At 46.2% G+C, this 12,610-nt stretch carries 12 protein-coding genes and 1 pseudogene; 5 read left to right on the top strand and 8 right to left on the bottom strand.

Features of this window, described 5'->3' with window-relative positions:
• Positions 1 to 113 precede the first annotated feature (113 nt).
• Both ACFPYJ_RS06520 and ACFPYJ_RS06515 read right to left on the bottom strand, forming a co-directional pair.
• A complete protein-coding gene (locus ACFPYJ_RS06520; protein WP_379187263.1) occupies positions 114 to 1,364 on the bottom strand; it encodes an MFS transporter in 1,251 nt (416 codons plus the stop codon).
• A 1,257-nt stretch (positions 1,365 to 2,621) separates the two neighbouring features.
• Positions 2,622 to 2,824: pseudogene (locus ACFPYJ_RS06515) on the bottom strand (methyltransferase domain-containing protein); the annotation flags it as partial.
• Between the two features lie 224 nt (positions 2,825 to 3,048).
• Here ACFPYJ_RS06515 and ACFPYJ_RS06510 point away from each other — a divergent pair.
• The 5 genes from ACFPYJ_RS06510 (at position 3,049) to ACFPYJ_RS06490 (ending at position 6,124) form a co-directional block, all read left to right on the top strand.
• A complete protein-coding gene (locus ACFPYJ_RS06510; RefSeq protein ID WP_379187267.1) occupies positions 3,049 to 3,363 on the top strand; it encodes an ArsR/SmtB family transcription factor in 315 nt (104 codons plus the stop codon).
• 19 nt (positions 3,364 to 3,382) lie between these two features.
• On the top strand, positions 3,383 to 4,675 hold the full coding sequence (locus ACFPYJ_RS06505; protein WP_379187262.1) for an arsenic transporter: 1,293 nt from the start codon (positions 3,383 to 3,385) through the stop codon (positions 4,673 to 4,675).
• A gap of 48 nt (positions 4,676 to 4,723) precedes the next feature.
• Positions 4,724 to 5,146, top strand: a complete 423-nt coding sequence (gene arsC / locus ACFPYJ_RS06500) for an arsenate reductase (thioredoxin) (protein WP_379187261.1) — start codon at positions 4,724 to 4,726, stop codon at positions 5,144 to 5,146.
• Between the two features lie 2 nt (positions 5,147 to 5,148).
• Positions 5,149 to 5,628, top strand: coding sequence for an ArsI/CadI family heavy metal resistance metalloenzyme (locus tag ACFPYJ_RS06495; RefSeq protein WP_379187260.1), 480 nt, complete (start codon positions 5,149 to 5,151; stop codon positions 5,626 to 5,628).
• Positions 5,629 to 5,689: 61 nt separating this feature from the next.
• On the top strand, positions 5,690 to 6,124 hold the full coding sequence (locus tag ACFPYJ_RS06490; RefSeq protein WP_379187259.1) for a protein-tyrosine phosphatase family protein: 435 nt from the start codon (positions 5,690 to 5,692) through the stop codon (positions 6,122 to 6,124).
• Between the two features lie 125 nt (positions 6,125 to 6,249).
• Here ACFPYJ_RS06490 and ACFPYJ_RS06485 read toward each other — a convergent pair whose 3' ends face one another.
• From ACFPYJ_RS06485 to ACFPYJ_RS06460, 6 genes are all read right to left on the bottom strand, one after another.
• A complete protein-coding gene (locus ACFPYJ_RS06485) occupies positions 6,250 to 6,744 on the bottom strand; it encodes a DinB family protein (RefSeq protein ID WP_379187257.1) in 495 nt (164 codons plus the stop codon).
• A 275-nt stretch (positions 6,745 to 7,019) separates the two neighbouring features.
• Positions 7,020 to 7,844, bottom strand: a complete 825-nt coding sequence (locus tag ACFPYJ_RS06480) for a carbohydrate ABC transporter permease (RefSeq protein ID WP_379187255.1) — start codon at positions 7,842 to 7,844, stop codon at positions 7,020 to 7,022.
• A gap of 3 nt (positions 7,845 to 7,847) precedes the next feature.
• Positions 7,848 to 8,795 (bottom strand): carbohydrate ABC transporter permease, encoded by a 948-nt coding sequence (locus tag ACFPYJ_RS06475; protein ID WP_379187254.1) that lies wholly within the window; start codon positions 8,793 to 8,795, stop codon positions 7,848 to 7,850.
• A gap of 64 nt (positions 8,796 to 8,859) precedes the next feature.
• On the bottom strand, positions 8,860 to 10,125 hold the full coding sequence (locus tag ACFPYJ_RS06470) for an ABC transporter substrate-binding protein (RefSeq protein ID WP_379187252.1): 1,266 nt from the start codon (positions 10,123 to 10,125) through the stop codon (positions 8,860 to 8,862).
• A 423-nt stretch (positions 10,126 to 10,548) separates the two neighbouring features.
• Positions 10,549 to 11,556 carry a Gfo/Idh/MocA family protein gene (locus tag ACFPYJ_RS06465; protein ID WP_379187266.1) on the bottom strand — a complete coding sequence of 336 codons (1,008 nt, stop codon included), beginning with the start codon at positions 11,554 to 11,556 and terminating at the stop codon, positions 10,549 to 10,551.
• Positions 11,557 to 11,571: 15 nt separating this feature from the next.
• Positions 11,572 to 12,582: a Gfo/Idh/MocA family protein gene (locus ACFPYJ_RS06460; RefSeq protein WP_379187251.1), complete on the bottom strand. Its 1,011-nt coding sequence runs from the start codon at positions 12,580 to 12,582 to the stop codon at positions 11,572 to 11,574.
• Between the last annotated feature and the right edge of the window lie 28 nt (positions 12,583 to 12,610).

Here is a 12,610-nt window from a genome sequence, read left to right as displayed (position 1 = left end):
TTTTACAGATTTTAAAACATTGAAAGGGGCTGCCCCTAAAGCCTATGGCTTTTGGGACAGCCCCTTTATTTCTTTGATTAATATCAGCTAAATGAATTTTATGGGGAACGACCTTAGACCGTCTGGGTGCTGTTTGACGACTCAGGTACTTTCTGGCTCATAATCGGGATCATGACAAACGCTCCGAGAAGGAATAGGATGCCTGCGCCGGTATAGATCGATACGAGTGAGTACGCGTCCTTCAACGTGCCGGCGAATGACATGGAAATAACCATCATGCCGATGAACATCGGATTCAGTACACCATTAACCCGGCCGACGATAGATTCATGCGACCATTTCAGGATCATCGTACTGATCCCGATATGAATGCAAGGGAACACGAGCCCGTTAACAAACTGCACCACGAGCGTTAGGGGGACATTCGTCGAGTAACCAATGACCACCGTGCAGACAGCGCCTACTAGCATACCGATGGCGAGCAACAATTGCGGTGCGACCTTCTTCGCAAAGACGGCAACGATGCCGCCTCCGATCAGCATGGCGGCACCGTTCAGCATGAGGATGTACTGCAGGAATTCCTCCGGCTTGCCAAGCCTCTCCGTTACGATGAACAGGCCGAGCGCTTGGGCGAGGCCCACGGCGAGGCCTGCCAGAATGAATGCTGCTCCCAGCATCCGAAGCACGGGACTCTGCCAGACGTAACGGAAGCCTTCGTTGAACTCCTTACGGAATTGGCCTTTCACCGCTGCCGGCCGCTGCTCTACCTTATCTTTGGGCAAGCGTACCAGTGTGAGCGCCGACAACAGGAACGCAACCCCCATAACTGCAATTGACGTTTCGAGTCCAAAAGTGCTGTAAGTGAAAGTACCAAGCATCGGACCAAGCACCATGAAGATCGCCATCAATGACTGAAACAGCGCCATACCCTGCTGCAGCTGCTCTTCCGGAACATGCTGCTTGAACAACCGCATACCCGATGGTTGTGAGAACTGTGATAGAATCGCTGATATGAAAGTGACGAGGAAGACGGACTGCCAGGATCCGAAATGTATCACCATCAGCACGACGAACACTGAAACTGAGGATAACAAGTCACACCAGATCATTGTCCGCTTCGGCCGCCAGCGATCGGCGAAAGTGCCGCCTACAAACGAGAACACGAAAATCGGCGCGAATTCGACGACGCTGATCAATGAAATGGCATACGGATCGTTATTTGTTTTATCCGCGACATAGAGCAGAATGGAAAAATTCCGCACCCAGATTCCGAGCTGCAGCAGTATGTTAGACAGTAGAATTGTCTGAAGAAAACGGTTGCCGAAAAGGCTCGGGGCTTTGACGGCGTTTTGCTGAATAGCCAAGCTTCAACACTCCTTTTATTTAACGCTGTTGCAATGTGGATTCAACAGATCAGATAGCGGGCCATTCTACTCAACCGCTCCCTAAGAAACTGCTTCACTCTTGCACGCTTTATTCACAAACGTTGTGTTTCTCTTTAATTGCTAATTTTGGATGACAACATTTAGGTAATCATCACACGATGTACTCAGCCAGTGAGTAACTTGTTTGAATCAGAATTTCTCCTCCATATCCGTCTGTAGGACGAGCGTTTCCCCTTCCTCTTGCACACGAGCTAAGAGCTTTCCCCGTATGCGGAAAGCAGGAGTTCCATACGCAGTCCCTTCTTCGACTCCAGGCAAAGAAAGGACGAACTTGCGAAGCACTTCAATATGGTTGGTTTGATGAAAATGTATCCCTCCCGACTGTTCTTTCGTAGCACAACCCCGCTATAGATTAATAGCCGAGATTTTAATATTTAGTATTATAACATCTCATAGATGACTCAGTTTCTTATGAATTGCTATTATCTAAGAGCTCAAAGAAAGGTTAAGATCCATAGTCGGACAATGTCTTGCGACATCGCAATGGATACATGTTCTTATCCCGAGTGATGGACAAGAACATATCTCTATAAAATAAAAAAACCGCGATTTTCACGGATTCTTAAGCATATATCGATTTGGCCAGCATCTATTGAAAGTATGGCATTATATCCAGTTTTTGTTAATAGAACTCCGGCCCTAAAGTAGTGTAGAACACTGTCGAAATGGAGAGCGTTCGTTTAATTGAACGACTTCCTCTGTACCGTTGCCGAACCAGAATTTCCTTGTCTTGATGTAATTTGCACAATAATGGACTAAGGGGGTTACTTATTACACACAAGCCGAGCGAACTGTTCTAAAGATGTTGAATTATAAACATACATTCTCGGCAGCAGCAAGTACTCATTCACCCGCCCCTTTTCAATAAAGGGCCCGGGTTCTGTTGTCACAGCGAACCGATAGTATTTCTTCGTTTCGTCCACTACCCGATCGTTATAATAAGGGGCTGTCCCATAGGGGCAGATTGTGGGAAAGCCATCCTACCTCCAAGCTTACTTTTGGTAATTCTTGAAGCAGCATTTCTCGATTTCCAGCTGCTTTCGTGCAAGCCGGTTCTGGTGGGATCCCAAGAACATATTTCCATAAAATTAAAAAAACCGCGATTTACGCGGAATCTTAAGCATATATGTTCTTGTCCCCCGACACCCGACCTCAGGAAAATAACGTTATCCGATTGCGCAACCCCTGGTTTCTATATCGGAACGTGTCATTGAACACTTGTGGTTTATTAGGCGACAGGTTAACGACACAGTTCGAAATAATAACATCTACTGATTGAATCGGCAACGGGTAAATGCTCGATCTCCCCCAACCTCAAAGCCTCCCCCACTCCCTAAGTCCAGCACAACATCACCGGGTTTCAAATCTGCTATGGCTTGCTAGTCAGTCATCATCTTATCAATGGCGGTCCCTAACCATTTAAGATAATGAGACCATTAAACGATGCATAAAATACTTGGTTTTTACAAATAATTAAATTAGCAATCACTAATATAGTTATTTACTTATATGAAGTGATTTGGTTATAATACTATTGGATATTCTATTAGGGATCATTACTGCTTCTAGATTAATGAGAATAATTGAATCGAGGTGATTTAGAATCATTCCCTTGGATGCGTTAGCCGAAACCCTTAAACTCCTTTCCGATAAAACACGCTTGACAATTCTTGCCTTACTAAAAGAAAAAGAGATGTGTGTCTGTGACATCGTTGAGATTCTACAGACGACGCAACCAAACGCAAGTCAGCATTTACGGAAATTAAAAATCGGCGGTCTCGTTAACGAAACACGCCGCAGCCAATGGATTTACTATTCATTGAATGTTCAAGATAAGCCTTACCTGCAAGGTATCTTGGACCAGCTTCCATCTATGAAGGTACAGATCGATGCAGTGAAAGCTGACAGCTGCAATTAAGGAATCAATAGGAGGATTTATGCTCGTTGTCGCGTCCCTCATTTTCGTAGTCACCTTAGTTTTTGTGATTTGGCAGCCAAAAGGATTGAATATTGGCTGGTCCGCAAGCGGCGGAGCCGTTTTAGCTTTAATTGCCGGAGTAGTTAGCTTTACTGATGTATGGGATGTCACCTTAATTGTATGGAATGCCACACTCGCCTTTGTCGCGGTCATCTTAATCTCGCTTATCTTAGATGAAATCGGTTTTTTCGAGTGGGCCGCTTTGCACATGGCTCGAGTCGCCCGGGGAAACGGTACACTGATGTTCGTCTATGTCATCTTATTAGGTGCTGCTGTAGCGGCTTTCTTCGCCAATGATGGCGCAGCGCTCATCTTAACGCCAATCGTTCTTGCAATGGTCCGTGCCTTGAAATTTGACGAGCGAATGATATTACCCTTTGTTATCGCAAGTGGATTTATTTCGGATACAGCCTCTCTTCCGCTCGTCGTAAGTAATCTCGTCAACATTGTTTCTTCGGACTTCTTTGATATTGGTTTTGTCGAATATGCAAGCAGGATGATTGTTCCGACTTTCTTCTCGGTAGGAGCAAGTTTGCTCGTTCTTTATCTATTCTACAGACGCAGTATTCCGAAGCAGTATGACTTGACCCAGTTAAAAGCGCCCAAAGACGCGATAAAAAATCCCTATCTGTTTAAAGTTTCGTGGATCATCCTTTCGGTATTATTGGTCGCTTACTTAACCAGTGAATATATTCATGTTCCTGTATCGATCATAGCTGGCATAGCAGCCGTTGCTTTCATCAACCTTGCAAGACGCAGTCCTGAGATCCATACTGGGAAAATCGTTAAAGAAGCCCCCTGGGCAGTAGTTGTCTTCTCCATAGGGATGTATGTCGTCGTTTATGGCCTTCGAAACGTTGGACTCACAGACGAACTCGGTAAAGTCTTTCAATGGGTCGGCAATCAAGGCTTGTTTGCGGCTACAATCGGTACCGGGTTTATCGCAGCGATCCTTTCATCCATCATGAATAACATGCCAACGGTTATGATCGATGCCCTCGCTATTCATGGCACGAACCCAACCGGAGCTTTGCGAGAAGCTTTCGTATATGCCAATGTGATCGGCTCCGATCTTGGACCAAAGATTACTCCGATTGGCTCCTTGGCTACCCTGCTCTGGCTGCACGTCCTCTCCCGTAAAGGCGTGAAGATCACGTGGGGCGCTTACTTCAAAACCGGTATTGTACTGACGATACCCGTCTTGTTTATTACGCTTACTGGCCTTTATTTATGGCTCAAAGTTATTAGTTAATCTATCTATCAACCTAAATCTAACCCAATTAAAAGGAGATCATCGAACATGGAAAAGAAACTCATTTACTTCTTGTGCACAGGTAATTCCTGCCGCAGTCAAATTGCAGACGGATTCATGAACGCGCTTGGCGGAGATCATTACGAGGTGAAAAGCGCAGGTTTAGAGGCGCATGGGCTTAATCCCCGCGCCGTCCAAGTCATGAAAGAAGCTGGCGTGGATATTTCAAACCATTCGTCTAACGTTATTGATCCTGAGACTCTGAATCGTGCGACTTTTGTAATCACCTTATGCGGGCATGCCGACGAGCATTGCCCTGTTATCTCCAATCCGAATGTGATCAAATGGCACTGGGGCTTCGAAGATCCAGCCAAAGCTACGGGTACCGAAGAAGAAATCATGACTCAATTCCGCACCGTTAGAGATGCGATTAAAGCTCGTATAGAAGCATTCTTAAAGGATGGCGAGTAATAATGGCAGCGATTAAACGCATGCACGTTGCGGTAAACTGCTCGGATCTTGAGAAGTCACTGGCGTTTTACTGCAGCTTCTTTAACGCTGAACCGACGAAGGTAAAGGACAATTACGCGAAGTTTGAACTAGATAACCCTGCCTTACACTTCTCGTTGAATGTTCGTCCTTTCGAGAAGAATGGCGTTCTTAACCATCTTGGCTTTCAGGTAGACAACACCGAAGAGGTTCTTGCCATGGGCGAACGTCTCCGGCAAGCTGACCTGCTTCTTATTGATGAAATGAACACCACTTGCTGTTATGCAGTTCAAGATAAAGTGTGGGTTTACGATCCGGACGGGAATGCGTGGGAAATCTTTTACACCAAGGAAGATTCCGAATTCGAATCTGCTGGTGAAACCAAAGATCTATCCCTGTGCTGCGCTCCACCATCTGCACCGATACCGGTTCCATTCACATCCTTCAAAAAAACGATACTATAACGTTGAATATACTTACGAAGTAGCTTTTTGCTTCACAATAACTTTAAGGAGATCTAATCCGATGTCTAAAAACTATCATGCCCTTGTTGGAGATCAAATTTATATGGGCGGAGCTGCCGACGTTCAAGATATGATATCAGAAGCGAAGTGTGAAGTTATCGTTGATTTACGCGAAGAAGCTTCGCAGAGCATCGAATTAAATGAACATGTAACGAGGATTCAAATACCCATTGGAGATAATTCCGAAACGCCACAAGCAGAATTGTTCGAGCAAGCGATTAAGCATATCACTGATGCTTACAAGAATGGTAAAAAAGTCGGCTTTCATTGCGGTGGAGGTAAAGGACGAACGGGTGCGGTTGCAATAGGAACATTAATTGAGCTTGGATTAGCTCAGTCAATCGAAGAAGCAGAGCTGAAGGCCAAGAGTATCCGTCCAATCATTCGTATTCGAGAGCCTCAACGAGAGGCTTTGGAGAAGTTGTATGTAAAGTGATTACACTTATATAAAATGGTAAATGCCCTAGAGCTAAAAGCTCTAGGGCATTTTTGTTATAAGTCGATAACAATTGTAATAAACCGTTTTGCATCCAATTGACCGGCTGCCTTCTCCTGTCTTCGTTAAGATCGATATTTCTGTACTTGCTTTTTCAATAACATCATCTGCCCAATATGGTATGCGTTATGGATACACAAATTTGATATTACACCCCACCACTGAGCATTGAAGTAGGATGGTATTATTTTTTCCAATTTAGAATCGTCACAGTTTGTAATAACTTCTCGCCAGTGTGCAAATCCATTGCTTAACCTCTGCATGGTCTCATTCCAACTTGCTTCATCCTGCTTCAGGTGATCCAATTCAAAAGTTTCATCGTTCGTTGTCGTACTCTTTTCAAACGAATCATCGTTAATAAACCGATTTATCCACATTTCATTCCAGAAAATGAGATGGTTCGCAATCTCCCAGATGGAATGCGGATCGTCTTCTGCTTTCCAGATTGCATCATTTACAGATACATCATTTAAAATCGTTATAGATGGTTTAAACCAACTTTCATCATTATGACAAGCTGCTAATTGATCAAGTAATACATCCTTCATACTAGCCAGCATTACCACCTCCAAAATTTATAACGTGCTGCAACAGACGTAAGTTGACCACTTCAACGATTGCCATCCAGGCGTGTCACTGACAAGACAGAGCATGCTCCTACAATCTTCATAACACGAAAGCTTTTCAAACTCACTCCGGCATCGAGCTAGGCTCCATCCTCACCTGACTTCGCCCTGCAACGCAATCCTGTCCCGGGACTCGGCAATCTGGACTCTAACACCGGTTTTGTAATAGATTCCCACAAAGTTCGTCCGCATCATAGCAATGGTTAATACTATCCTTTGACCGACCCTGAGGTAATACCGTCAATTAACTGCTTAGAGGTAGCAATAAACAAAACAAGAAGCGGTATGGTGCCTAAAAGAAGTCCAAGAAACTGTGTTCCATAATCCCGCGTGTAAAACGTTCCAAGGTTATTGATCACGAGTGGGAGCGTATATTTGGCTGGGTCATTCAATAAGACTGACGGAAGCAAATAGTTATTCCATGAACCGATAAAGGTTATCAAGCCTAGCGACATTGCAGCAGGAACAACGATCGGAATCACCAATCGCAGAAAAATCGCAATTTCATTGCATCCATCGATCCGTCCGGATTCGAGCATTTCTTCTGGTACGGCCTCTTCAATATACTGCCGCATCCAAAATACACCAAAAGCGTTTGCGATCGCAGGTACAATCAGCGGATAGAGTGTATTCATCCAACCCATGTGGCCTACCTGCCATAAGAAGGCGACTAATCCCAGCTGTCCGGGGATCATCATGGTTGCTAGAATAAAGGTGAACAAGATTTTTTCCCCGTTAAATTTAAATTTAGCAAAGGCATACCCGGTTAAGGCAGAAAAGAAAACGGTTAATGCCGTACTCAGGATTGCCACAAAGAAAGAATTAAAATAGCCACTCCAGAACCAATCGCCAATCAACAGGGTTTGGAGATTCTCCATAAAGTGTGTCCCAAGGGTAAAAGGCAGCTGGGAGTAGATTTCATCTGTACTGTGTGTACTTAAACTGAATGTCCAGTAAAACGGAAAGATGGTGCATAAGGACAGCAATACCATGATCAAAGTTAATGGGGTACGAATCCATAGGGACACTTTCATCGGCTAACCCCTCCTCGACATCAGTTTCATACTTAGTAGCGAACAGCCTAAAATAATAATTGCAAGTACATAACCAATGGCAGCGGCATAGCCCCATCGATAGAATTTATAAGCGGATTGGTAGAGGTACATGACGATAGTCATTGCAGATTGGTCGGGTCCACCGAAGCCTTGATCGCCGGAAGCGCCGCTTGAATACAGCAGTAACGGCTCTTCAAAGATCTGGAAACCGCCAACAATGGAGGTGATGACGACGAATGTAAGAATGTTCTTGAGCAGCGGTAACGTAATTCGCCAGAAGGAATCGAATACGGTTGCGCCGTCGATTGCTGCAGATTCGTAAATGTCCTTCGGGATCGTCTTCATTCCTGCCATAAGCAGAACCATGGTGTAACCTGTATATTTCCAATCTAGAATGGCGGCCAACAGAGGCTTGGAATACATCGCCGTTTGAAGCCAAGGGATGGCTTCTGAAATGAGATGCATTTTGAGCAGTATGGCATTCAAGAGCCCGTACTTCCAATCAAAAATAGCAGAGAACAGCATCCCGATTGCTATCGGTGTAGTAATGTACGGCAAGAAGAGGAGCGTTTGGAACAGGTCCCTCCTTCTTACGAGTCCGATATGGAGAATGAAGGCCAAGACAAGTGCTAATAGAATCTGTGTAGGCAGCGTAAATAGAATTAGGATGACCGTATTTTTGAGTGAAAGCACAAAGGTCGGATCACTGAACAAGCTCACATAATTGTGGATCCCCACCCAATCAATGGGCTTCAAGCCATCCCAATCTGCAAAAGAAAGGACAAAGGTGAATAGAATCGGAAACAGTCCGAAAATAGCAAATATAATAAAGAAAGGCGAAATAAAGACGTAAGGGGTGAACCGTTTCCTCTTCAAAGAACCCTTCGGGTGTACGGTCTCAAGTCCTACGGTATTGCGAATTTCAGCCATGCCTAACCAGCTCCTCCCGATATGGATGCGCTTTCAATACATTTCAGTTAAATCCATCCCATCTCTACTCCTGATGATATTCTGGCAGCTTGGCTTCTATCTTCTCTATCACTAGCTTTGCCGCTTCTTCAGCGGTTGCGGTACCGCTATGAATTTTGCCAACTCCTTGGTTAATCGCATCATTAGCGATGCCATCGTTCGGATCCTGCGCAGGTACATCAATGCCTTGGATATTCGATTTCCAGAACGCTCCCATGATTTCTCCGCCCAGAACCGGCTCCGGTTGGTTGTAGAGTGGATCGCTTAAATAGTCGGAGTTAAATGGTAAGGCCCCTACATGCTTGAAGAAGGACTGGCCGCCCTCTTTGCTCGTTGTCCACCACCGTATGAATTGAAAAGCTAGGTCTTTATGCTTGGATTGCAGAGGAATACATTCAGCGGAACCGCCCCAAGCCCAGTTCGCAACAGGATTTCCCGCAACGCCCCAACGCCCATTGCCGTCTTTATCGTTCATGGATATTAGGAAATCCTTATACCAGGCGGCACCAGGATAGAACAGCACCTTTCCCTGCGAATACGATGTGTTCCATGAGGGGCTCCACTGCTGCAGTTTAGCATCCAGTCCTTCTTTTCGTATCTGCTCCAGGAGTTTGAATTCTGGCAGGATATTTTCATTAATTAACAGCTTGTTCCCCTCGTGCCAGGCTCCTTTAGGTTGCTTGCTAAGCATATTAAAGAAATCGCCTAGACCAGGAAGTAAGGCGATCTCGCCCTTTGAATCTTCTTTCAGTTTACGGCCGACTTCGAAAAATTTATCCCAAGTGCCTTCCCCGGCACCAATCAGCTTTCCTACCTCTTCCGGATCATCAGTGCCTAAATACTGCTTAGCCAAATCTCTGCGATAATACATCGCTGCCGGATTGATGGAGTTCGGAATCCCAACGAATTGCCCTTTCTTGTCACTGTAGCGTTTCACTAGAAACCCCGGTAGGCTAGATTTATCAAAGTTATAAGGTGGCTTGGACAAGTCCACGAATTTACCGGATTGAACCGGTGCTGCTGCGGAATTCTCCTCTAGCTGTACGACATCGGGAGCGCCTGAACCTGTTGCAAGTGAGATCAATAACTTATTCTGGTAGTCTTGAACTGGAATAATTCGAACATGAATGTTCGGATATTCCTTATTGAAGTCTTCAATAATCTTCTTCTCATGCTCCACATCCCAGCTCCAGAAAACAATCTCTCCTTTGTAGGCTTCTTTTGGTTTGTTCAAATCCATCTCAGTTGGATTACTCGACGGTGAGCTGCCGCATCCTGTCAACTCAGCCAAAAGGAACATTCCCAACAACACAGTACCCAGACTTCTCCTCAAACGCATCGAACCTCCATAACAATAAGATTTAGTGAACACGCGTACATTTCAATACCCATAGATCATAATCTGTAAACAGGGTCTAGGTAAGAGTCTTCAGCCCTGATTCTCTGACAAATCCGAACAGGCCAATAAGCACTTCATTCACGCTTAACTTCCTGAGGATATTCGACTTTTCAGGCATGACATTAACCCGCACCTCAGATGAGGGCGGGTTAACCGGCATGTTAATGATTATTATCTTGTATAGTTCCTTATATGTGCAAAAAGTACTGGTATGTGCTGCAATAAGCATATACTGCCAGGATCCAACTGATAGGCATCAAGAGCTTAGACGGGATTGAAGCTCTTCATCTCCATCTTTACCGTTCATCGCCTTGATCATGAACGGTCCCCCGATACTGCCCAATCGGCACCCAGTTTTACCGTGTCCTGCTGTTTCGCCGAAGCGTAGGCTGCAAGGGCAACCTCGACGGCGCGCATCCCGTCTACTCCGGTGACCGAAGCTTGCTTGCTCCCTTCACGGATACCCTTGATGAAATCTCCGACAAGGCCTGTATCCATGTCGTCGCCCCAGAATGCATGTTTATAGCCGTTGACGTCCGAGAACACATTGATTTTCTGATTCATCGCATCGAGAGAGAGCGTGCCTGACGTACCAACGATCTCCAGTGTGACATCTCCCCATGTGGGATAATTACGGTTTCGGTTCCAGCTGCAATCGAGCGTAGCGAATATGCCGTTATCGAAGGTCATAGAGATAATTCCGGAATCGTCAATCGGCGTATCGTATACCAGGTTATCGATTTCCGCATAAACCTCGGCGATCTCTGCACCGGTAAACCAGCGCATGATGTCAACGACATGGACGGTATGATCGATAACGGCGCCGCCGCCTGACAAGGCAGGGTCGATGAACCAGCCGCCGGGATTCTGACCTCGGTTGGTGCCCTTCATGGCAATGATGTCACCCAAGCTGCCGGAGTCGACAATCTCCTTAGCCCGCCGGACCGAAGTGCTGAATCGGACGGGGAAGGCCGTTTGGAGCATGACGCCGTTCGCCTCACAGGATGCAATCATCTCGCGGGCATCCTCCATAGTGGTGGCAATCGGCTTCTCACACATGACGTGCACGCCTGCCGCAGCCGCTGCAACCACATGCTCCTTATGGCGGATATTCTCCGAGGTTACGACAACTCCGTCCAGACCTTGATCCAGCAGCTGCTTGTAATCGGCATAATAGGCGGTTCCGAATTCGGCCGCATATTTCTCGCCGCGCTCCTTGTTGTCATCTGCAATCCCAGCCAGTTCAACACCCTCCATATTTATAATGGCTTGTGCGTAACTATAGGCATGCATATGGGCGAAGCTGATAATTCCTATCTTCAACATAATCCCTCCTCCTTACTGGATGCTGATTGCCGATTCGGCACCTAGCTTAACCGGTTTGCCTGATTTCATGGATTCGATGGCTGCGAGCGCGATTTCCAATGCCTTATAGGCATCTTCTGCCGTCATACGCGATTCGGTATTGTTAGCGATGCAGGCCAGGAAGTGCTTCAATTCTTTATAATACGGACTTTCCTTAACAGGGCTTTCCGGCACGGCAACGCCGATGAAGCCTTGCTTGTCCGCTCGACTTACAGCAACAATTGGCTTATCCCTTGTGCTGTCATAGTCGATGACTCCAGTCTTGCCTGCAAGTTCGAACTTCATCGCGAAGCCGTCATGGGCCCAGGAGCCCTCCACATGGGCTATTGTACCGTTCTTGAACCGGAGCGTTACGAGAGAATAATCCAGCTTATCCGGGTCTTTAGGATAAAGGCCTCTCGCGTATACCCGCTCAACCTCGCCGAAATACCAGCGCAGAATATCAAAGTCATGAATGATCAAATCAAGGGTTAATCCGCCGCTGGAAGAGAAATCGTTATACCAGTTGTTCCATCCCATGGGGAAGCCCCCTCCCCTGCTCGTCCGGGCTACGGCTACGGGACCGATGGCGCCTGCATCGAGCAGCTTCTTGGCCTGTTCATATTCATGGAAGAAGCGAAGCACATGGCCGACGAACAGTCTGACACCCTTCTCCTTGCAGTAGTCGATCATCTCGCGTGCATTCTCGAGCGTGCCCGACAAAGGCTTCTCGCAGATAACATGTTTGCCGGCATCCGCCGCTTTCATCACATATTCTTTATGGAGAAAGGTGGGCAGGCAAACGTCAACGACATCGACATTGTCCAGGTGGGAGAGCGCCTCTTCTAGTGAAGGGAATGCCTTGGTACCAACACGTGCCGCAAGCTCCTCGCCTTTCTCCTGACTTAATTCCACGATACCGGCAAGCGTTATGCCCTTCATCTGCGAATAACACATCGCATGGTTGCCGCCCATGGAACCCGCCCCGATCAATAGAACATGCATGTTTGTCATCTCCTTTATAGTTTAATGA

This window comes from Paenibacillus solisilvae, assembly GCF_042656405.1.
Classification (GTDB): domain Bacteria; phylum Bacillota; class Bacilli; order Paenibacillales; family Paenibacillaceae; genus Paenibacillus_Z; species Paenibacillus_Z solisilvae.
Note: the sequence above shows the minus strand (reverse complement) of the source record. Positions and strands in the feature narration are given on the sequence as shown.

What these genes read in the sequence shown, in the direction of transcription:
- ACFPYJ_RS06460 (WP_379187251.1), bottom strand. Translation starts at nt 12,582, where the DNA reads ATGCATGTTCTATTGATCGGGGCGGGTTCCATGGGCGGCAACCATGCG.
- ACFPYJ_RS06480 (WP_379187255.1), bottom strand. Translation starts at nt 7,844, where the DNA reads ATGAAAGTGTCCCTATGGATTCGTACCCCATTAACTTTGATCATGGTA.
- ACFPYJ_RS06475 (WP_379187254.1), bottom strand. Translation starts at nt 8,795, where the DNA reads ATGGCTGAAATTCGCAATACCGTAGGACTTGAGACCGTACACCCGAAG.
- ACFPYJ_RS06495 (WP_379187260.1), top strand. Translation starts at nt 5,149, where the DNA reads ATGGCAGCGATTAAACGCATGCACGTTGCGGTAAACTGCTCGGATCTT.
- ACFPYJ_RS06490 (WP_379187259.1), top strand. Translation starts at nt 5,690, where the DNA reads ATGTCTAAAAACTATCATGCCCTTGTTGGAGATCAAATTTATATGGGC.
- ACFPYJ_RS06485 (WP_379187257.1), bottom strand. Translation starts at nt 6,744, where the DNA reads ATGCTGGCTAGTATGAAGGATGTATTACTTGATCAATTAGCAGCTTGT.
- arsC (WP_379187261.1), top strand. Translation starts at nt 4,724, where the DNA reads ATGGAAAAGAAACTCATTTACTTCTTGTGCACAGGTAATTCCTGCCGC.
- ACFPYJ_RS06505 (WP_379187262.1), top strand. Translation starts at nt 3,383, where the DNA reads ATGCTCGTTGTCGCGTCCCTCATTTTCGTAGTCACCTTAGTTTTTGTG.